Genomic DNA, 20,368 nt, shown 5'->3' with positions numbered 1-20,368 from the left:
AACGCCCATGTCCGCCACGCCTCTCACCCTGCAGCCCCGCCCCGCGATCGACCCCAGCGTCGACCACGCGATCCAGGCGATCGTCTCGGGCGCCTCGACCGATGCGACCTGCACGACCGACCTCGCCGTCGGCCCCTGGGACTTCGACACGCGCCCCGGCTACGGCCCCGGCTCGTCGATGGGCGACGTCATCCCCACCGGGGCGCCGCGCCAGGGCGAGCTGCCGCAGGAGTACCGCGACGCGTCCGACGACGAGCTCGACGCCCGCGTCCGCGCGGCGAAGGCGACGCTCGGCGACCGGGTCGTCGTGCTCGGGCACTTCTACCAGCGCGAAGAGGTGGTGCGTCACGCCGACTACGTGGGCGACTCGTTCCAGCTCGCGAACGCCGCGAAGGAGCGCCCCGAGGCCGAGGCGATCGTGTTCTGCGGCGTGCACTTCATGGCCGAGACCGCCGACCTGCTGTCGCGCCCCGACCAGGCCGTCATCCTGCCGAACCTGGCCGCGGGCTGCTCGATGGCCGACATGGCCGACATCGACCAGGTCGAGGAGTGCTGGGAACAGCTCGAAGACGTGCTCGGAGACCTTGAGACCCCGGATGCCGAGGGCCTGGTCCCCGTGATCCCGGTGACGTACATGAACTCCTCCGCCGCCATTAAGGGCTTCGTCGGTCGTCACGGCGGAATCGTCTGCACCTCGTCGAACGCGCGCACCGTGCTCGAGTGGGCGTTCGCACGCGGTCGTCGCGTGCTGTTCTTCCCCGACCAGCACCTGGGCCGCAACACCGCCAAGGCGATGGGCGTGCCCCTCGAACAGATGCCGATGTGGAACCCGCGGAAGCCGCTCGGCGGCTCGACAGCCGAGGTGATCGAAGACAGCCGCGTCATCCTCTGGCACGGCTTCTGCTCGGTGCACCGCCGCTTCACCGTCGACCAGATCGACAAGGCCCGCGCCGAACACCCGGGCGTGCGCGTGATCGTGCACCCCGAGTGTCCGATGGACGTGGTCGACGCCGCCGACGAAGCGGGCTCGACCGACATCATCCGCAAGGCCATCGCCGCCGCGACCGAGCCCACGACCTTCGCGATCGGCACCGAGATCAATCTCGTGCAGCGCCTGGCCGCCCAGTACCCGCAACACGAGATCTTCTGCCTCGACCCGGTGGTGTGCCCCTGCTCGACGATGTACCGCATCCACCCCGGCTACCTCGCCTGGGTGTTGGAGTCGCTCGTCGCGGGCGAGGTCGTCAACCGCATCACGGTCCCGGCCGACGTCGCCGAGCCCGCGACCGTCGCCCTCGAGCGCATGCTCGCGGCCAAGCCGAACGGCGCGGTGAAGTGACCACCGTCGTCGTGGTCGGCAGCGGCATCGCCGGTCTCACGGCGGCGCTGCACGCGGCCGAGTCCGGATGCCGTGTCACGGTCGTGACGAAGGGCGCCCTGCCCGACACCAACACGCGGTGGGCGCAGGGCGGGATCGCGGCGGTCACCTCCCCCGCCGACACCGTGGCCTCGCACGCCGCCGACACGCTCACGGCCGGCGCCGGTCTGAATGATCCGGATGCCGTGGACGTCCTCGTCGGCGAGGGCCCGACCCGCATCGCCGAGCTCGTCGCGCGGGGCGTGGACTTCGATCGCGCCGCCGACGGCGACTTCTCGCGTGGGCTGGAGGCGGCCCACGCCGTCGCGCGCGTGCTGCACGCCGGCGGAGACGCGACGGGAGCGGCGATCCAGGCCGCTCTCGGCGACGCTGTCCGGGCCGCGGCCATCGAGCTGCGCGAGCACGCGCTGCTGCGCGACCTGCTGATCGCGAACGGACGCGTCGTCGGCATCGAGCTCGACGGCGGCGAGCGCCTCACCGCCGACGCGGTGATCCTCGCCACCGGTGGTGCCGGGCAGCTCTACGCCCACACCACCAACCCGCTCGGGGCCACGGGCGACGGCATCGCCGCGGCGGTTCGCGCGGGCGCCGCCGTCGCCGACCTCGAGTTCGTGCAGTTCCACCCGACCGCGCTGGCCGTGGGCGCACCGTTCCTCGTGTCGGAAGCCGTGCGCGGAGAGGGCGCGACCCTCGTCGACGACACCGGCCGCCGCTTCGCGTTCGACGCCCACCCCGATGGCGAGCTCGCCCCGCGCGACGTCGTGGCCCGCGCCAACGCGCGCGCGATGGCGGCGCAGGGCGGTCGCCCGGTGCGGCTCGATGCCACTGCCATCGGCGACGAGCGCCTCGCGCAGCGCTTCCCCACGATCGACGCCGCCGTGCGCGAGCGCGGTCTCGACTGGGGTCGCGAGACGATCCCGGTGACCCCCGCGGCGCACTACCTGATGGGCGGGGTCGTGACCGACCTCGACGGACGCACGACGGTCCCCGGGCTCTACGCGGTCGGCGAGACCGCCCGCACGGGCGTGCACGGCGCCAACCGCCTGGCCTCGAACTCCCTGCTCGAGGGCGCGGTGTTCGGCGCACGCGCAGGAGAGGCCGTAGGCCGCGACACGCTCTGGCCCGTCGCCGCCGTCGCGCCCGTCCCCCTTCGGGAAGTCCCGGACGCCGCTGCCCCGCCCTTCACCCGCGCGGCGCTCCAGCAGCTGATGTGGACCGACGCGGGGCTCATGCGCGACGCCGCGGGTCTCACCCGGGCCGCCGGGATCCTCGCCGCGTGGCGCACAGCCGGCGCAGCCCTCGGTGTCGAAGACGCGAACCTGTTGCTCGTCGCGTCGCACGTGGTCGACGCGGCGTTGCGGCGCACGGCATCCGTCGGCGCGCACTTCCGCTCCGACGCCGAGACCGGTTCGATCGCTGCGCCGGCGGTCGGCGCCGACACTCGCGTCCTCGCCACCGTCGTTGCGGTCGAGGCCTCGGGGACCGACGCCGACCCTCGCGACCCCTCACCCGCCCGCGGGCCCGCCGCCGCGGCATCCGCCCCCTCCTCCCCCTCGAAGGTGCTCGCATGCTGACCCGTTCCGCCATCGACCGCGTCGTCACCGCCGCCCTCGAAGAAGACGCACCGTGGGGCGACCTCACGAGTGAGACCCTCATCCCCGAGAACGCCGTCGCCCGCGCGGAGCTCGTCGCGCGGGTCGAGGGCGTCTTCAGCGGAGCCGCGGTGTTCGCCGCCGCCTTCACCCTCACCGACCCCTCGACCTCCGTCGAGCATCTCGTCGCAGACGGCGAGCGTTTCTCCCCTGGTGACACGCTCGCCGTGGTCACGGGCCCTGCGCGTGCGGTGCTGACCGCCGAGCGCATCGGGCTCAACTTCGCGCAGCGCATGTCGGGCATCGCCACCCTCACCGCCCGCTACGTCGCCGAGGTCGCCCACACCGGCGCGCGCATCGTCGACACGCGCAAGACCACGCCCGGCCTGCGCGCGATCGAGCGGCAGGCCGTGCGCGACGGCGGCGGGCACAACCACCGCTTTTCGCTCTCGGATGCCGTGATGGCCAAGGACAACCACCTCGCCGTGCTGACCGCGCAGGGTGTGTCGGTGACCCAGGCACTCGAGAGTGCGATCGCGCGTCTCCCCCACACCACGCACGTCGAGGTCGAGGTCGACCGCCTCGACCAGATCGACGCGGTGCTCGCGGCCGGGGTCGGCACCATCATGCTCGACAACTTCTCGCTCGACGACCTGCGCACCGGTGTCGCCCGCATCGCCGGCGCCGCGCAGGTCGAAGCATCAGGGGGCGTGAGCCTCGAGACCGTCCGCGCGATCGCCGAGACCGGGGTCGACGTCATCTCGGTCGGAGCCCTCACCCACTCGGCATCCGCCCTCGACCTCGGGCTCGACATCCGCATCGAGACGGCGTGAGCCTCTACCTCGACAACGCCGCCACCACCCCCGTGCGCCCCGAGGTGCTCGAGGCCATGACCCCGTACCTCACCCGCTACTTCGGCAACCCGTCGAGCCATCACGAGGTGGGTGAGGCCGCGGCATCCGCCCTCGACGACGCCCGCCGTCGCGTCGCCGCCGTACTGGGCATGCGCCCCGCAGACGTGCTGTTCACCTCGGGCGGCACCGAATCGAACAACGCCGCGATCAAGGGGATCGTCCTGGGGTCGGAGCGGCGGCACCTCGTCACCACCGCGATCGAGCACGAATCGGTGCTCGCCTCGGCCGACTACCTGCACCGCCTCCACGGCGTCGAGATCACCCACGCACCCGTCGACGACACCGGAACCCTGACCCCCGAGGCGCTCGCCGCAGCGCTGCGCGACGATACGGCCCTCGTGTCGGTGGGCTATGCCAACAACGAGATCGGCACGGTGCAAGACGTCGCCGCGCTCGCCGCCGTCGCGCACGCCCGCGGGGTGCCCCTGCACCTCGACGCCGTGCAGGCTGCGGGGTGGCTGCCGCTGTCGGGGACGGGGGCGGATGCCGTCACCATCGCCGGACACAAGCTCGGCGCCCCGAAGGGCACGGGCATCCTGGCCGTGCGCGGACGCCTGCCGTTCGAGCCGCTGCTGCACGGCGGCGGGCAGGAGCGCGGCCGTCGCTCGGGCACCCCCGACGTCGCCGGAGCCGTGGGGATCGCCACCGCCCTCACCCTCGCCGAGACCGAAAGGGCCGACGAGGTCGCCCGGGTCGGCGCCCTGCGCGACGCGTTCATCGCCCGCGTGCTCGCCCTCGTTCCCGGCGCGCGTCTGACCGGTCACCCGACGCATCGCCTCCCCGGGACAGCGAGCTTTGTCTTCCCCGGCACCAACGGCGAGACCGTGCTGCTCGAGCTAGAGCGGCGCGGCATCGTGTCCTCCAGCGGATCCGCGTGCGCGGCCGGCAGCGACGAGGCGTCGCACGTGCTGCTCGCGATCGGCGTCGCGCACGACGACGCCCGCACCGCCGTGCGGTTCACTCTCCCGCACGGTCTCACCGCTTCTCTCGACGACGTGGCAGATGCCGTCGCCACCGCCGTCACCGCCGTAGGATCGCGCGGGTGAGTTCCACCCCCGTCACCGTCATCGTCCCCGGGTTCGACGTCGCCACCTTCGCCGAGGAAGCCCTCGACTCCCTGCGGGCGCAGACGCACCCGCACTGGAGCGCGATCCTCGTCGACGACGCCTCGAACGATGACACAGCGCGCATCTTCGCCGACGCCGCCTCCGCCGACCCGCGGTTCCGCCTCGAGCGGCACACCTCACGGCGGGGGCTCGGAGCCGCCCGCAACACCGGCCTCGCACGGGTCGACACCCCGTACACCGCGTTCCTCGACGCCGACGACGTCATGCGCCCCCACGCCCTCTCGCGCCTGGCCGACACGCTCGATCGCACCGGCAGCGACTTCGCGGTGGGCGCCTACGTACGTCTGCGACCGGATGCCGACACCCCCGCCTACGTCGCCGGAGAGGTGCAGCCCTGGGTGTCGGCATCCACCGATCCCGCCCGTGAGCGCACGACGCTCGCGGAGCACCCCGCAGCCTCGGGCAACATCGTGGCGTGGTCGAAGATGAGCCGCACCGCCTTCTGGCGCGAGCACGACCTGCGGTTCCCCGAGGGGCGTTACTACGAAGACCAGGTCCTCACGCAGCGCATGTACACGCTGGCGGCGGCGTTCGACGTCATCCCCGACGTCGTGGTCGACTGGCGCCAGCGCCGCGAGGGCGGGTCGATCACCCAGCGACTCAGCGAACTCGACATCCTGCGCGACTACCTCGACGCTCTCGGTGAGGGAATCGCGGTCCTGCGGGCCGCCGGAGCCGACGCGGCCGTGCGGGAACGCGGGGCGCTGATCCGCACCCTGGACCTGCCGCCGCTCGAGCGCATCGCCGAGTCGCACCCCGACCCCGCGTACCGCATCGCGCTCGAGGCGTTCGTCGAGACCCTGCCCGGCTGACGCCCGCCCGGGGCAAAACCGCGGAGCCCCGCCCGACACGCCGATGGCGGATGCCGTTACACGGCGCGCGGTTGGAAAGCTCCGCCGTTGTGCACGCGGCGGACCCGCGCCCGTCCGGTCTGATGGCGGGCGCCTCAGGCGGGTGCCTCGTCGGCGCGTCGCGCGGGAAGGGCGGCACGGGCGAGGCCCGCTTCGTCGAGCTGCTCCTCGGCGAGGACGAACGACGCCGCGAGCTGTTCGGCCGCGAGGCTCGCGTACAGGCCGCCCTGGGCCAGCAGCTCACTGTGCGTTCCCGATTCGACGATGCGGCCGGCATCCACCACGTGGATTCGGTCGGCGCCGATGACCGTCGACAGGCGGTGCGCGATCGACAGGGTCGTGCGTCCGTGCGAGGCCGTCTCGAGGGCCTCTTGCACGATGCGCTCCGACACCGTGTCGAGGGCGCTCGTGGCCTCGTCGAGCAGGAGGACCGGCGGGTCCTTCAGCAGCACGCGCGCGATCGCGATGCGTTGCTTCTCTCCGCCCGACAGACGGTAGCCGCGCTCGCCCACGATGGTGTCGTAGCCCGCCTCGAACGAGGCGATGACGTGGTGGATGTTCGCCGCGCGGCACGCGGCCTCGATCTCGGCGTCTGTGGCGTCGGGGCGGGCGTAGCGCAGGTTCTCGCGCACGGTCGCGTGGAACAGGTAGGTCTCTTGCGAGACGATGCCGATCTCGTCGATGATCGAGGCCCGGTCGAGGGTGCGCACGTCGGCGCCCGAGAACATCACCGCTCCCCCGGTCGCCTCGTACATGCGCGGAGTCAGGTAGAGGATCGTGGTCTTGCCTGCGCCCGATGGGCCGACGAACGCGACGTGCTGGCCGGGCTCCACCGTGAACGAGACGCCGTCGAGGGTGGGCCGCGCCTGCGCGGGGGCGTCGGGGTAGCGGAACTCGACGTCGCGGAACTCGATGCGCCCCACCGGTCCCGGAGCGGCCGAGACGGGCCGCGCGTCGGGCTCGTCGACGATCGCGGGACGCAGGTCGAGGTACTCGAAGATGCGGGCGAACAGCGCCGACGAGGTCTGCACGTCGAGCGCGACGCGCATGAGCCCCATCAACGGCATGAGCAACCGAGCCTGCACGGTGGTGAACGCCACGATCGTTCCTGCCGTGATCGCTCCCGCGCCGCCTCCGATGAGGTACCCCGCGACGAGGTAGATGACCGCGGGAACACTCGACATGATCACTTGAACCACGGCGAAGAAGCCCTGGCCGCTCATGGCCCGGCGCACCTGTAGACGGACCTGATTGTCGTTCTCGGCGTCGAAGCGGGCGGATTCCGTGCGCTGGCGGTTGAACGACTTCGACAGCAGGATGCCGGAGACGCTGAGGGTCTCTTGCGTGATCGCCGACAGCTCCGACAGCGACTCCTGCGTCTCGCCCGCGATGCGCGCCCGCACCTGGCCCACGCGGCGTTGCACGACGAGGAGGAAGGGCATGAGCGCGACCGCGATCAGGGTCAGTCGCCAGTCGATGAGGATCATCGCGACCAGCGACGCGATGACCGTCACCGCGTTTCCGAGGATGCTCGTGACCGTGTTCGTCAGCACGCCCGAGACACCGCCGACGTCGTTCTGCAGACGAGACTGGATGACGCCCGTCTTGGTGCGGGTGAAGAAGCCGAGCTCCATGTCTTGGAGGTGATCGAACAGGCGCGTGCGCAGATCTCCGGTGACCCGGTTGCCGACCGTGGCGGTGAGCCAGGTCTGGCCCACGTTGAGGGCCGCCGAGACCAGGAAGAGTCCGATCATGATGCTGACCAGGAAGGCGAGCAGTGAGAGGTCGGGGCTCGACCCGTCGACGGGGAACAACGCGTCGTCGAAGATCCGCTGCACCAGCAGCGGCGGGACGACGGCGACGGCCGCGCCCACCACGACGAGGAGCGCGGTGAAGACGATGCGAGCGCGATAGGGCCGGAACAGGTCGACGACGCGGCGACCGAGGTGGGCCACGCGCGGGGCCTGCGCGTTGCGACGGCGCTGCACCTCGGCATCCACGCCGCGGAACATACTCCCGCCCATCCCCATGCTCATGATCGTCAGCCTACGTCCGACCACCGACACCGGCTCCGGCTCCGGCGATGTCGGGGGCACCCGATAGGGTCGCGAGCGGGTCTCCTCCGATCCGTGGACCCGCCGTCGGAATAACCCGGGCCGCACCTCCGTTGTGACCCTCGCAGTCGCCCTCCGTGGCGCCACGAAGCCCCCCGCACGTAAAGGACCTCGTCATGGCCGCCACCGGCACCGTTCCCGTCTCCCGACCCCACGCCGCCGCACCCGCGGCGCCCGCGCCCCGCCCCGGCCCCGTCATCGCTCTGCTCGTCGTCGCCGCGTTCGTCGTCATCCTCAACGAGACCACGATGTCCGTCGCTCTGCCCGCGATCATGGCCGACTTCGGCGTGAGCGCCGCCACCGGACAGTGGCTCACTTCGGCGTTCCTGTTGACGATGGCCGTCGTCATCCCCCTGACCGGCTTCCTCCTCGAGCGCTTCCCCATCCGCGTCGTCTTCTTCAGCGCGATGGGCATCTTCGCTCTCGGTACCCTCGTCGCCGCACTCGCTCCGGCCTTCGGCGTCCTGCTCGCGGGCCGCATCGTCCAGGCGATGGGCACGGGCGTCATGATGCCGTTGCTGTTCACCACCGTCCTGAACCTGGTCCCCGCGAACAAGCGCGGTCGGGTCATGGGCGTCGTCACGATCGTCATCGCCGTCGCTCCCGCGGTCGGCCCGACCGTGTCCGGTCTCATCCTGTCGGCTCTCACCTGGCACGCGATCTTCTGGCTCATCCTCCCGATCGCCCTCGTGGCCATCGCGCTCGGTGCCCGCTGGGTCCGCAACGTCACCCAGACCCGTCCCGACGCACGATTCGACGTGCTCTCCGTGGTCCTGTCGGCGATCGGCTTCGGGGGTCTCGTCTACGGCCTCAGTGCCATCGGCGAGTCGGCATCCGGGCACTCGTCCGTTCCGGTGTGGATCCCCCTCGCCGTCGGCGCGGTCTTCGTCACCGTCTTCGTGATCCGTCAGCTCCGCCTGCAGCGCTCCGACTCCGCTCTTCTCGACCTGCGCGTGTTCCAGAGTTCGTCGTTCCGTCTCGCTGTGCCGCTGGTCGCGATCGTGATGGCCGCGCTCTTCGGCTCGCTCATCCTGCTGCCGATCTTCCTGCAGCAGGCGCTCGGTCTCAGCAGCCTCACGGTGGGTCTCATGCTGCTTCCGGGTGGCGTGCTCATGGGCGTGATGGCCCCGATCGTCGGCCGCCTCTTCGACCGCTTCGGGCCGACCCCGCTCGTCATCCCCGGCATGCTGATCGCGGCCGCGGTGCTGTGGACGATGGCGCTCACTTTCGGTCAGGACACGCCCATCTGGTGGATCGTGACGGTGTACCTCGCTCTCAACCTCGGGCTGGGCCTCGTCTTCACACCGCTGATGACCTCTGCGCTCGGCTCGCTCCCCCGCCGGTTGTACTCGCACGGCAGTGCCGTGGTGGGCACCGCGCAGCAGGTGGCCGGCGCGGCGGGTACGGCCGGTTTCGTGGCCATCATGACCGTGTTCTCCAGCGCCGCTCTCGCCGGTGGTGTCGATCAGGCCGGAGCCGTCGCGTCGGGCGTCCACGCCTCGTTCATCGTCGGCGCGGTCATCGCCACCGCAGCGGTCGTCCTCGCGTGCTTCGTCCGCAAACCGACGGAGGCCGAAGACGCCGACGCGCCTGTCGCCGCACACTGACCTCGGCACCGGGTGGGCGCGCCCGCGCCCGCCCGGTCTTGCGAGACACGCCAGCTCCCCGACCCGGGACGGGCGGAGGGTCTGCAGCCGTCCTACGCGGCGCCGCACTGAGGCACGCGCCAGCGCGGCGTCGATGCGACACGCGATGCGTGCGGTCAGCGTGACGAGCGCTGGCTGAAGTCAGAGCGATAAGCCACGGCGCAAGATCATTACGACACGCGCCGGCGCTCCGTCAGAGCGCGCACGGCGGCGAGGGCCAGCGCGACACGCACCAGCACGGAATCAGAGCGAGCAGGAACCGCCGCCGCAGCACTGCGACGCGGAAGGCTTCTCTGTGGTGTCGGTCTCGACACCGGGAGCGTTGAGCAGCGCGATCAGCGGCTTCGACGCGGCGGTGGTGTCAGAGGTGGTGTCAGCGGACATGCGCTCCATGCTACGCCTGCGCGCGAGCGCGGGGGCCGCGCGATTCAGGTAACGCCGGGGTCCGGCATCCGCAACCCCCGTCTCTCCGTCTCGCCCGGTTCTTAGCGTGGAAGCACCCCCGATCGAGAAAGAAGGGCTTCCCATGACCGACCTCACCGGAAAGCGCATCGCGTTCCTCGCCACCGACGGATTCGAAGACAGCGAGCTGACCAGCCCGTGGGAGGCCGTGACCTCCGCCGGAGCCGAGGCGGTCCTCGTCTCGCCGAACGACGACAGCATCAGCGGCGAGAAGGGCCACGAGCAGAAGGTCGACCTCTCCGTCTCCGGCGCCTCGGCGGGCGACTTCGACGCCCTCGTGCTCCCCGGCGGCGTGCAGAACGCCGACGACATCCGCATCGTGAAGGACGCCGTGTCGTTCACCCGTGGCTTCTTCGACCAGCACAAGCCGGTCGCCGTCATCTGCCACGGCGGATGGATCCTCACCGAGGCCGACGTGCTCAAGGGCCGCACGCTCACGAGCTACCCCACGCTGCAGACCGACCTGCGCAACGCCGGTGCCACGTGGGTCGACGAAGAGGTGCACGTCGACCAGGGCTTGGTCTCGAGCCGTAACCCCGATGACCTGCCCGCGTTCAACGCGAAGCTCGTCGAAGAGGTCGCCGAAGGAAAGCACTCCGGCCAGACCGCCTGAGCATTCCGCGACGAAGGGGCCCCGCACTTCGGTGCGGGGCCCCTTCGTCGTCCCCGCCGCCCGAGGGGTCAGAACGTGTCGCCGAGCGACGCGCGGGGCGACACGTATCGACCCCTCACACGGGCTGCGCGCCGGGGCGCGCCGCTCAGGCGTCCGCGGGCAGCGTCTGGCAGGACGGGCACCACTGCCCGCCGCCCTTCGTGCCGGGGATGTCCTCGATCACCCCGCCGCAATCGGGGCAGGGCTCTCCCGTACGCCCGTGCACGCGCATCGACGCGACCTTCGCGGCCTTCTGCTCGGCGATCGGGACTCCGCGACGTGCGATGACGGCAGCGGTCAGGGTGTCGTGCAGCGCATGGTGCAACCGGATGATGTCATCGTCGCTGAGGGCTGCGGCGTGGGCGGTGGGCGACAGTCGCGCGGCGAAGAGGATCTCGTCCGAGTAGGCGTTGCCGATGCCCGCGAGCGTCTCCTGCTCCTGCAACAGCGCCTTGAGCTGCTTGCGCCGCCGCCCGAGGGCTTCGGCGAGCTTGTCTCGCGAATAGCTGGGGTCCGCGGCATCCGGTCCGAGTTTCGCGACCGAGGGCACCTCGTCGGCCGCATCGACGACATGGAGCTGCACCGACAGCCACTCCGCGGCATCAGTGATGCCCAGGATGCCGTGGTCGAACACGATCCGCGCGATGACAGCCGCTCCCGCGGGGGCGTCGTCGTCCGCGGGCCCGTCACTCCAGGTCGCCCACCCGGCCCGCCCGAAGCCCAGACCCAGGTGCACACCGTCGAGATCGAGGTCGATGTGCTTGCCGTGGCGAGTCACCGCGGTCACGGTACGACCGACGAGCTCGTCGAGCGGCCGCGCTCGGGTCTTCAGCGCCCGCCCCTCGACGAGCTCGACGCCGGTCACGGCGCAACCGGTGAGGCGCTCGCGCAGGAAGAGCGCGAGCGCCTCGACCTCGGGTGCCTCAGGCACCGGTCGCTCCGATCACGACTCCGACGACGCCGAGGGCGTGGTCGGGGCCGGGTACGAGCGCGTCTGGGCGGATTCGCCGGCGTGCTGGGGGTTCGTGAACGCGTCCGCAACGACCCGACCCTGGATGATCTGCGTCAGGTCGATGCCCGTCGCCGCCTTGACCGCTTCGAACGACGAGCGCAGGCCCGTCGCCGATTCCGTCGCGAGGTGACCGCTGGCGCCCTCGCCGCCGAGGACGGTGATGTTGCCGACGCGGTCGTAGCCCTTGGCGAACTCCGCCATCATCGGCACCAGGGCCTCGAGGGCGCGCTGCGCGAGCAGGGCCTCCTGGTTGTGCGACAACGCCTCGGCCTCGGCGCGGATCGCCTCGGCGCGGGCTTCACCGGCCAGGCGGACGGCCTGGGCGTCGGCCTCGGCGCGCACGCGCACGGCGGCGGCTTCTTGCTCGGCGATCTCGGCGCGGGCCTGGGCGGCCTTGATCTGCGCGTAGGCCTCGGCGTCGGCATCCTTCTGGCGCTGGTAGAGGTCGGCGTCGGCGACGCGGGAGACCTCGGATTCCAGGCGGGCCTGCGTGTTCTGGGCCTCCTGCTGCAGGACGGCCTGGCGGCGCTCGGCGCGGGTCAGTGCCTCGGCCTGCTCGGCCTCGGCATTGGCGCGACCGACCTCGGCCTTGGCCGCGGCGCTGTTCTTGTCGAGCTTGGTCTGCTCGATGAGGTTGGCCTCGTCCGTGGCGATCTGGCGCGCGCGGATCTCGCGGACCGCGTTGATGCGGGCGACCTCCGCCTCGCGCTTGACGCGCTCGACCTCGGTCGCACCGAGGGCGGAGATGTACCCGTTGGTGTCGGTGACGCCCTGAATCTGGAACGAGTCGAGGATCAGGCCCTGCGACGAAAGGTCGGCCTTGATGCCCTCGGCGATCTGGTCCGAGAGACGCTGGCGGTCGCGCATCAGCTCTTCGACGGTCAGCGTCGCGACGACACCACGCAGCGCACCCTCGAGCTGCTCGGTCGTGAACTGCTCGATCGCCTTGTCCTGCGAGGCGAAACGCTCGGCCGCGCGGCGCACCGACTCCGGGTCGGATCCGATCTTGACCAGGGCCACGCCGCTGACGTTGACGGTGACGCCGTTGGACGACTGCGCGGTCGGCTCCATCTTGATCTGGCGCGCGCGCAACGAGATCATCTCGCCGCGCTGCGTCAGCGGGTTGACGATCGCGCCGCCGCCCGTGATCACGGTGATGCGCGAGGACTCGCCGTCGGCGCTCTTCTGCCGCTTTCCGACGATGACCAGCGCTTCGTCGGCCTTCGCGACGCGGTACCAGCCGCGGATCACCAGGCTGAGCACGATCATCACGACGATCGCGACCACCACGACGATGGCGGCGATGACGCCGATGGCTCCGAGGGCGGCGAGTTCCATACTTCTCCTTCGACGGGTACCGCGAACCGCGGTACGGGGGAATTCCTTCCAACCTATCCGGGGGCCCGCGGGCGGTGTCCACCCCTTCTGCGCACGATTCCGGTCCCCGCGGGGGTGGGGAGGAGCGTACCGTTGAGGGTGGGCGGCCCGAACCGCCCGAGAAGGGTCCCCCATGAAGATCGTTTCGTCGCAGGACTGGCGAGATGCCATCCGCTTCGATGCTCCCGTGCTCGTCTCCGAGGTCGTCCCGGGCGAAGCCACCCGCTGCGTCGCCTGCGGCACTGAGGGTCCGCTGTACGAGCGCACCGAGCTGTGGGCCGTGAAGCACCGCCACCCCAAGCACCACGGCGGGTTCGTGCGGTTCTACTGCGAGGCACACAAGCCGGCCGCCCCGCCGCCGCCGCCGGCCCCCACCATCGAGGCCCGCCGCGCCCGTGCCGCGTCCACTCCCAAGGAGCGTCGCGCGCCGAGCCTCAAGCCCACCCCGATCACCGACCGCCCCACGCGCGCGATGTGCCCCGACTGCTTCGTCGAGGTCTCCGCGGGTGGCGACTGCGGGATGTGCGGGGCCCAGGTCCTCTGACCGACGGACCACCCACATGAACAGAACCGCCCCGGATCACTCCGGGGCGGTTCTGTCGTTGGCAGGGTCTCAGCGCGCCGAGATGGTCCACTCGGCGTCGTGCGAGGCTCCGGGGTCGAGCGAGACGACGCCCGTGTCGAAGTCGTAGGCGTCGTCGTTGAACGCGTCGGGTGCGCAGGTCATCGGTTCGACGGCGAGGCCGGCGCGATGACCGGGTGTGCCGGGACCGTCGGGCAGATCGGCGGTGTGGATCTGCACCCACGCGCACTCCCCCGCCCAGCTCATCTCGACGCCGGTGCCCGAGGGATCGGTGAGCGTGACGGTCGCGCGGCCGTCGGCATCCCGGATCAGTCCCGCGTAGGCGTGGTCGATCTCGACGGCACCCAGCACCCGCTCGTCGCGGAAGTCGAAGCGCTCGGCGTCGGAGGTGACGGATGCCAGTGCCACCGGCGCGAGCCGATCGGGGGTGACTTCGAGAACGGTGTCGGCGGGCAGGCCGAGCGTCCACTCGTCGAGGGTCGCGGGGCCCGCGACGAGGTACGGGTGGGGTCCCGTGCCCCAAGGCGCCGGTGTGTCCGACAGGTTCGTGGCGCGCACGGTCTGCGTGAGGCCGTTCGCCGCAAGGCGGTAGGTGGTCGAGACGACGAGCCACCAGGGGTACCCGGCCTGCGCGGTGACGGTCGCGGTCAGGGTGACGGCGTCATCGGACGCCTCGAGGATGTTCCAGTCGACCCATGACAGCAGCCCGTGCAGCGCGTGCCCGCGGTTCGGCTCGGTCAGCGGCAGCTGGTGCTCGACGCCGTCGAAGTGGTGGATGCCGTCGACCACGCGATTCGGCCAGGGGGCGAGCGTCGTCCCCCGGTAGCCGGGACGGAGCTCGTCGGCATCGAAGGGAACGACGAGGTCGCGGCCCTCGTACGTCAGGGAGCGGAGGGAGGCGCCGACGCTCGCGATCGCGGCTTCGTAGCCGTGTGCGCGGAGGACGACGGGGGTGCCCGAGACCACGGTGGGGGTCTCGGTGGGAACGGCAGCGGTCATGTCGCCATTATCCCGGCCGCGGCCCCGGCACCCCGGCATCCCCTCCCCCGGATTTCATCCGAACAGACGAAATGCCCCGATCCACACGGATCGGGGCATTTCGGGGAGGGCGACTTACTTGAAGGCGTCCTTGACGTTCTCGCCGGCCTGCTTGGCATGGGCCTTGGTCTGGTCAGCCTGACCTTCGGCCTCGAGGCGCTCGTTGTCCGTCGCCTTGCCCGTGGCTTCCTTCGCCTTGCCAGCGATGTTCTCCGCAGCGTTCTTGATCTTGTCGTCGAGTCCCATAGTCGGCTCCTCCCGTGTGGTCTTCGGGTATCTCCCGATGTGCGTACACGGTAAGCCGCCGACCTCCGGAGAAAAGGGGGGCTTGAATTTCAGGTCGTGGTGGGGAAGAGAAACCAATAGGTTCGAGAGGTGGGGGACCCTGGAGATATCTCGTGAGCACGCTCGCCGATTTCGGCGACCTCCTCGAGGAAGCACCGCGAGAGCCGCAGCCGAGCGGTCGCGCCGGGCGCGTCGTCCTCATCGTCTTCCTCGTCGTCACCCTCCTCATCCTCGGCGGGGGCGGTGGCTACGTGTGGTGGGCCTCGTCCGCCGCTCTACCTGCCCCGACCGTCACTTCGCAGGCTCCTGCCGCGAACGCCGGGGCGGCGGCATCCCTCGCCCTCCCCGCCGGAGGCGAGACTCTGCTGCGCGTCGACGGAGGCGCCGACTACCTCGGCCCTGATGCGGCCCAGTCCTTCGCCGCGTCGGGAGGGAACGACTCGCGCTCCCTCGCGAGCATCTCGAAACTCGTCACCGCCCTGGTCGTCCTCGACGCCCACCCGCTGAGCGGGCCGACCGACCCCGGGCCGACCATCTCGTACACCGAGGCCGACACCGATCTGTACGACCAGTTCTACGTGCAGGGCGCGGTCATCGCGCCGATGCCCGACGGACTGAAGCTGTCGCTGCACGACTCGCTCACGACCATGCTGCTGCCCTCGGCCGCCAACTACGCCGTCGCCATCGCCCGGTGGGGGTTTGGTTCCGAGGGGGCGTACGTGTCGGCGGCTCGATCGTGGCTGAGCAAGAACGGTCTGAACGACACCCGGATCGTGGATGCCACGGGCATCGACTCCCGCAACGCCAGCACCCCGAGCGATCTGCTGGCGCTCGCGAAACTGGCCGAGGCGAACCCGGTCATCGCCCAGATCGCCGGCACCCGATCGGCGCAGATCACCGGCGCCGGCACGGTCACCAACACCAACGACCTGCTGGGGACCCTCGGCGTCACGGGTCTGAAGACCGGCAACCTCGGCGACGGCACCTTCAACCTGCTGTTCACCTCGTCACTCGACGTGGGAATCGGTTCTCCCCTGCAAATCACGGGCGTGCGACTGGGTGGCGAGACCCACGACAGCACCGACGCGGACGTCCGCAACCTCCTCCAGAGCATCAGCGACGGCTTCCACGACATCCCGCTCGGCACGGTCGGCGACGACCTCGGCACCATCTCGACCCCGTGGGGCTCGAGCGCGTCGCTCGTGCTGGCCACGACGACCAAACTCCATACGTGGTCGGACACACCCGTCTCGGTCACCCTCGACACCACGACCCCGCAGAACTACGCCGACGGCGAGGTCGTCGGCTCGGTCACGTGGACCGCGGGGCCGCAGACGACGTCGGCCGAGGTGAAGATCCAGGGAGCGATCGAGGAGCCGTCCCTGTGGTGGCGGCTGACGCACCCGAGCGAGCTGGGCTGAGCACCGAGGACGCCCGCTTCCCCGGGAACGAGTCGACCGGATGCCGAACCCTCGCGGTGTCATCGACCGCGGCGCGTCCGGGGCTCGTTGAAGACCAACCGCGGGGCCGATAGCGTTCGTCTATGAGGCGAACAGTCCCCCTTCTGACGTTCACGGCCGTTCTGGCCCTCGGTCTGAGCGCGTGCGTCCCGCAGCCCTCCCCCGAGCCGACGGAAGCGGCTTCGCCGACGCCCGCCTTCACCCCGTCGGAGAAGCCCACTCCGACGGTCTCACCCACGGCCGACGCGGCAGCCCCGGCGAGCGATGCCGTCCTGATCGTCTCTCTCGACAGCGCCTCGATCGCCGCGGGGTCGACCCTCGAGTACTCGCTGAACTCCGTCGACGCGTGGACGGCGGCGCTCGGCACGGCCCCCACGCAGTCGGCGGTCGAGGGCCCCTACGGCGGCACCCTCGAGCTCACCGCGCTCACTTGGCCGGGATTCACCGTGAACGTACCCAATGACGGATCCCCCCGCGGCGCCACCGTCCGCGTGACCACGCCCACGGTGTCCGGCCACCCGGTCGTCACCACGGGCGGCATCGGTGTCGGCTCGACCCGCGCCGAGGCGGTCGCGGCGGGCGCCACGGAGGGCTTCGACTCCACCGCGCTGCGCCTCGACACGCGCGACGTACCGGGGACGCAGTCCCTCCAACGCCCGGGCGAGGTGGGGCGCGAGTACGTGATGCTCGTGCTCGACGGCGACGCGGTGACGCAACTCATCCTGCCGGCGAACGACTACAGCGACATCTGATCCCCCTTTGCGGGTGAAACGCGCGGATGCCCCGGGTGAAACACAGTGCATCTCCTCGCCCCGGACCGGCGCCTCGCCCTAACGTGAGGGGCATGTCGCCACTCCCTCTCGAACCCGGAACCCTCGCCGATTGGGTCGCGGCGCTCGCCGCCGTCCTGGGGTGCATCTTGAGTATCTTCGCGCTCCGCGTCGCGCTCGCCGCGAACAGGACCGCTGACGAGACGCGTCAAGAGGCCGTCGCCTCCGCGCGCGACTCGGCTACGCGCGAAGCCCAACGAGACGAGGTCGACCGAGCGCGCGACCGTCGCCAGTTGGCGGGCAGCGTCGCCTCATGGTGGGCGGCCGACCGAGATGAAAGCGGTCGCCGATACGGGGTCGTCGTCTCGAACCAGAGCCCGACGTCGGCCGTGTTCTACGACGTCGAAGTTCACGTGGCTGGCCCGGGCGAGAACACCCACATCATCCGCATGAAGGTGCTGCCGCCCGGACAGTTCTTCGTCCAGAACCGAGGGCTCGCCCTGCAATCCTCCTGGGACGGTATTCCCCGACCAGTCCGCGAGGCTGACGTTCTCGACCCCTTCACCGTCGCCGGCGATCGCTCCATCACCCGGTTGGAGTACGCCGATGGCCTCGGCACGAGGTGGCGGTGGACGCCCGGGGAAGGTCTCGTCGAGCTTTCACCGAGCGCCCTCAGCGCTGCACGCGTCTGAGAAGAGACGTCGCTCCTAGGCTGAGGTCATGAGCGCCCCCTCCCCCGCACAGGTCGATCGCGCCATCGGCGCCGTCCTCGTCTCGGCCGCGGGCGACGCCCTCGGCTCCGCCTACGAGTTCGGCCCTGCCCTCGCCGACGAGGTCGTGCCCGCGTTCGGACGCGGGCATTTCGGCCACGGCGAGCGCGAGTGGACCGACGACACGAGCATGGCCGTTCCGATCCTCGACGAACTCGCCGCCGGACACCGCCTCGAAGACCCCTCCTCGCTCGAGACGATCGTGCACCGCTGGAAGGAGTGGGCGCGCGAGGCCCTCGACGTCGGTGCCCAGACGCGCCAGGTCCTGTCCCGCATCCCCGCCGGCGGAGGAATGGATGCCATCACCGCGGCATCCCGCGCCGTGCACGACGCGTCGGGTCGCAGCGGAGGCAACGGCTCGCTCATGCGCACGGGTCCCGTCGCCCTCGGCTATCTCGATCGCCCGCGCGAGGATCTCGCCGCGGCCGCCGGCGCCGTCGCTCGCCTCACCCACTGGGAGGACGACAACCTCGACGCGTGCGCTCTGTGGTGCGGGGCGATCCGCCACGGCATCCTGACCGGGGAACTCGACATGCGCGCGCAGCTCGATCTCGTGCCCGCCGAGCGCCGCGGTCGGTGGGGCGATCTCATCGACGCGACCGAGGGCCGGCATCCGCGGGACTTCGAACAGGCGAACGGGTGGATCGTCCGGGCGTTCCAGGGCGCCCTCGCCGCCGTCTCGGGCGCGGCGACGCCGCTCGACGCGATCGAGCGCGCCGTGCGCGGCGGGAACGACACCGACACGGTCGCGGCCATCGCCGGCTCGCTCGCGGGCGCCGTGTGGGGCGCCGACGCGCTTCCCGCCTCGCACGCCGAGGGCCTGCACGGCTGGCCGGGTATCGACGGCACCGAGCTCGCGCGCCGCGCGCGGGCAGCCGTGGGGGCCTGACGCCGCGTCAGAGGGGGTTCGCCACGCTGAACACCGTGATCAGCACCCCCACCGGAACGAGCAGGGCAGCGGCGGCGATTCCGATCCCGATCCACACCCATCGCGGCAGACTGCGCTTCAGTCGGCGCCCCTCCGGACCGACGGATGCGGACAGCCCCGGCGCTGCCCGATCGTCGCTGTACCCGTCGGTCTGGGTCCACGCCTTCGCGCCCACCGTGGCCCGGATGCGCGCGAAGCGCTCCCAGACCGCGGGATCGTGGAGGTCGAACCCGCCGGGCCGGTACACGATCAGCATGTCGTCACGCACCTCGACGTCGAGGTCGCCCGTCTCGTCGATCAGCAGCGCCATGAGATCGGGCGCGAAGACGTAGAGCGCATCGCGCTCGTAGCCCTTCGGCGCGAAGAGGTGGAAGTGCGTGTCGAAGTCGCCCTCGAGAGAGAGTCGCTGCCTCCGCTGCGGTCGGTGCTGGAGCGATGACAGGATGCCGTCGTTGCTCCGCGCATCGAGCACGAAGTGCGGCAGGTGCCGGGGCAGTCGGATCGCCAGGTAGCCGAGGTTGATGCTCCTCACCGGCACGTTGACCGACACGCTCGTCCGAATGGTGACGATGCCGTTCTGGCGAACGTTTTCGGCCTTTCTCGCCCCGCCGACGATCCGGCCGGCCTCCCAGTCCGCGCCGGCGATGCGGTCCTGGACGTTGCCCGCCGTGGCGTACTCCCACATGTCACCCGAGAGCGCGGGAGGCTCGGCGGTCGGCTGGGACGTCCAGCCGTTGGCCGCGGCGAAGGCGGCGAGATCGTCGATGCGCGTGTGCTCGGGGGTGGTCACGTGGCCGACCCTTCCTCGCCGAGGAACGTGGTGCCGGAGAGATGGCATCCGAGGACACTGATCTTCGCGAGAAGGTCCGCTTCTAGGACGAAGCCTCCCTGCGTGCTGTCGGAGTCGCCCGACCACCAGATGATCGTCTCTCCGTCGTTTCGAAGGTCGGCGAGCTTGTGGGCGACGGGAAGCACCCGATCGACCACCTTCCGCACAGCGGAGAAGCCGGTCTGATCCTCGGCGTCCGTGTCGTCCGCGTCTTCGTGCAGGCACCAGAACGTGCGCTGATACCTCGCGTAAGGCGGCGTGAGGTTCCGACCGGCGCGCCCGGACGGCGTCGGGTCACCGATGTCTCCCGAGCGTTCCGGCTCCACTCCGAGCATCTCGGTGATTTGCGGCACGCTGTACTTGTCGCTGTACACGCACAGCGACGCACGGTTGCGCCTGATCATGTGCGCAAGGCTAGTGCGCCGCCAGACCGAGCGTTCTTCGGGCGCCCAGTCGCTGCGTGCAGGGTCCCGTTCGGCGGGTATATGAGCCGTTCCGAGAAGCAGCGCACGCCGCTCGCAGCACCTGCCATCACCCGCCGCAGTGGCCGCCGCGATTTCGCACACCCTCTCGGCAGCCC

The 20,368-nt window shown here is 70.9% G+C and carries 20 protein-coding genes; 12 read left to right on the top strand and 8 right to left on the bottom strand.

The features are described from left to right. The first annotated feature begins 7 nt into the window (after positions 1-7). The 5 genes from nadA to ASE56_RS12245 are packed head-to-tail and all read left to right on the top strand — an operon-like array spanning position 8 to position 5,823. Entirely contained in the window at positions 8-1,339 is a 1,332-nt protein-coding gene (gene nadA / locus ASE56_RS12265; RefSeq protein ID WP_056230124.1) for a quinolinate synthase NadA, read from the top strand. Further along, a complete protein-coding gene (nadB, locus tag ASE56_RS12260) occupies positions 1,336-2,952 on the top strand; it encodes an L-aspartate oxidase (RefSeq protein WP_082450585.1) in 1,617 nt (538 codons plus the stop codon). Before nadA ends, nadB begins: the two co-directional genes overlap by 4 nt. Next, a complete protein-coding gene (nadC, locus tag ASE56_RS12255; RefSeq protein WP_056230122.1) occupies positions 2,946-3,803 on the top strand; it encodes a carboxylating nicotinate-nucleotide diphosphorylase in 858 nt (285 codons plus the stop codon). The genes nadB and nadC overlap by 7 nt, the downstream gene beginning before the upstream one ends. Next, complete coding sequence (locus ASE56_RS12250) at positions 3,800-4,930, top strand: cysteine desulfurase family protein (RefSeq protein WP_082450582.1); 1,131 nt, start codon at positions 3,800-3,802, stop codon at positions 4,928-4,930. The genes nadC and ASE56_RS12250 overlap by 4 nt, the downstream gene beginning before the upstream one ends. Beyond that, positions 4,927-5,823 (top strand): glycosyltransferase family 2 protein, encoded by an 897-nt coding sequence (locus ASE56_RS12245; RefSeq protein ID WP_056230118.1) that lies wholly within the window; start codon positions 4,927-4,929, stop codon positions 5,821-5,823. The genes ASE56_RS12250 and ASE56_RS12245 overlap by 4 nt, the downstream gene beginning before the upstream one ends. 134 nt (positions 5,824-5,957) lie before the next feature. Here the strand turns inward: ASE56_RS12245 and ASE56_RS12240 are convergent, their stop codons facing one another. Further along, positions 5,958-7,898 carry an ABC transporter ATP-binding protein gene (locus tag ASE56_RS12240; RefSeq protein ID WP_056230160.1) on the bottom strand — a complete coding sequence of 647 codons (1,941 nt, stop codon included), beginning with the start codon at positions 7,896-7,898 and terminating at the stop codon, positions 5,958-5,960. 194 nt (positions 7,899-8,092) lie between these two features. Here ASE56_RS12240 and ASE56_RS12235 point away from each other — a divergent pair, with 194 nt between their 5' ends. Beyond that, positions 8,093-9,583 (top strand): MDR family MFS transporter, encoded by a 1,491-nt coding sequence (locus ASE56_RS12235; protein WP_056230115.1) that lies wholly within the window; start codon positions 8,093-8,095, stop codon positions 9,581-9,583. 282 nt (positions 9,584-9,865) lie between these two features. On the opposite strand, the gene ASE56_RS17030 is transcribed toward ASE56_RS12235, so the two are convergent. Beyond that, positions 9,866-10,006, bottom strand: a complete 141-nt coding sequence (locus ASE56_RS17030) for a hypothetical protein (RefSeq protein WP_156371708.1) — start codon at positions 10,004-10,006, stop codon at positions 9,866-9,868. A 142-nt stretch (positions 10,007-10,148) separates the two neighbouring features. Between ASE56_RS17030 and ASE56_RS12230 the strand changes: the two genes are divergently transcribed. Next, on the top strand, positions 10,149-10,697 hold the full coding sequence (locus ASE56_RS12230) for a type 1 glutamine amidotransferase domain-containing protein (RefSeq protein WP_056230112.1): 549 nt from the start codon (positions 10,149-10,151) through the stop codon (positions 10,695-10,697). Between the two features lie 145 nt (positions 10,698-10,842). On the opposite strand, the gene ASE56_RS12225 is transcribed toward ASE56_RS12230, so the two are convergent. Beyond that, positions 10,843-11,667 carry a DNA-formamidopyrimidine glycosylase family protein gene (locus ASE56_RS12225; RefSeq protein WP_056230108.1) on the bottom strand — a complete coding sequence of 275 codons (825 nt, stop codon included), beginning with the start codon at positions 11,665-11,667 and terminating at the stop codon, positions 10,843-10,845. A 12-nt stretch (positions 11,668-11,679) separates the two neighbouring features. Then, a complete protein-coding gene (locus tag ASE56_RS12220) occupies positions 11,680-13,086 on the bottom strand; it encodes a flotillin family protein (RefSeq protein WP_056230105.1) in 1,407 nt (468 codons plus the stop codon). Positions 13,087-13,258: 172 nt separating this feature from the next. Here ASE56_RS12220 and ASE56_RS12215 point away from each other — a divergent pair, with 172 nt between their 5' ends. After that, positions 13,259-13,669 (top strand): hypothetical protein, encoded by a 411-nt coding sequence (locus ASE56_RS12215; RefSeq protein ID WP_056230101.1) that lies wholly within the window; start codon positions 13,259-13,261, stop codon positions 13,667-13,669. Positions 13,670-13,738: 69 nt separating this feature from the next. Here the strand turns inward: ASE56_RS12215 and ASE56_RS12210 are convergent, their stop codons facing one another. Next, on the bottom strand, positions 13,739-14,707 hold the full coding sequence (locus tag ASE56_RS12210) for an aldose 1-epimerase family protein (protein ID WP_056230098.1): 969 nt from the start codon (positions 14,705-14,707) through the stop codon (positions 13,739-13,741). Between the two features lie 114 nt (positions 14,708-14,821). Beyond that, entirely contained in the window at positions 14,822-14,992 is a 171-nt protein-coding gene (locus ASE56_RS16615; RefSeq protein WP_074697048.1) for a CsbD family protein, read from the bottom strand. 152 nt (positions 14,993-15,144) lie between these two features. On the opposite strand from ASE56_RS16615, the gene ASE56_RS12205 reads away from it, so the two are divergent. The 4 genes from ASE56_RS12205 (at position 15,145) to ASE56_RS12190 (ending at position 18,920) form a co-directional block, all read left to right on the top strand. Then, complete coding sequence (locus ASE56_RS12205; protein ID WP_235556997.1) at positions 15,145-16,452, top strand: D-alanyl-D-alanine carboxypeptidase family protein; 1,308 nt, start codon at positions 15,145-15,147, stop codon at positions 16,450-16,452. Positions 16,453-16,574: 122 nt separating this feature from the next. Continuing rightward, positions 16,575-17,243 (top strand): hypothetical protein, encoded by a 669-nt coding sequence (locus ASE56_RS12200; protein WP_056230096.1) that lies wholly within the window; start codon positions 16,575-16,577, stop codon positions 17,241-17,243. Between the two features lie 92 nt (positions 17,244-17,335). Beyond that, positions 17,336-17,953, top strand: a complete 618-nt coding sequence (locus ASE56_RS12195) for a hypothetical protein (protein ID WP_056230093.1) — start codon at positions 17,336-17,338, stop codon at positions 17,951-17,953. A gap of 28 nt (positions 17,954-17,981) precedes the next feature. Further along, entirely contained in the window at positions 17,982-18,920 is a 939-nt protein-coding gene (locus ASE56_RS12190) for an ADP-ribosylglycohydrolase family protein (RefSeq protein ID WP_056230090.1), read from the top strand. Between the two features lie 7 nt (positions 18,921-18,927). Here ASE56_RS12190 and ASE56_RS12185 read toward each other — a convergent pair whose 3' ends face one another. Together ASE56_RS12185 and ASE56_RS12180 are read right to left on the bottom strand one after the other, a co-directional pair. Then, entirely contained in the window at positions 18,928-19,749 is an 822-nt protein-coding gene (locus ASE56_RS12185; RefSeq protein ID WP_056230087.1) for a hypothetical protein, read from the bottom strand. After that, positions 19,746-20,192, bottom strand: a complete 447-nt coding sequence (locus tag ASE56_RS12180; protein ID WP_056230083.1) for a DUF4279 domain-containing protein — start codon at positions 20,190-20,192, stop codon at positions 19,746-19,748. The genes ASE56_RS12185 and ASE56_RS12180 overlap by 4 nt, the downstream gene beginning before the upstream one ends. Positions 20,193-20,368 lie beyond the last annotated feature (176 nt).

The organism is Microbacterium sp. Leaf203 (assembly GCF_001421275.1).
Lineage (GTDB): Bacteria > Actinomycetota > Actinomycetes > Actinomycetales > Microbacteriaceae > Microbacterium > Microbacterium testaceum_A.
The sequence above is the reverse complement of the archived record's forward strand: the minus strand, read 5'-3'. Positions and strand labels throughout refer to the sequence as shown.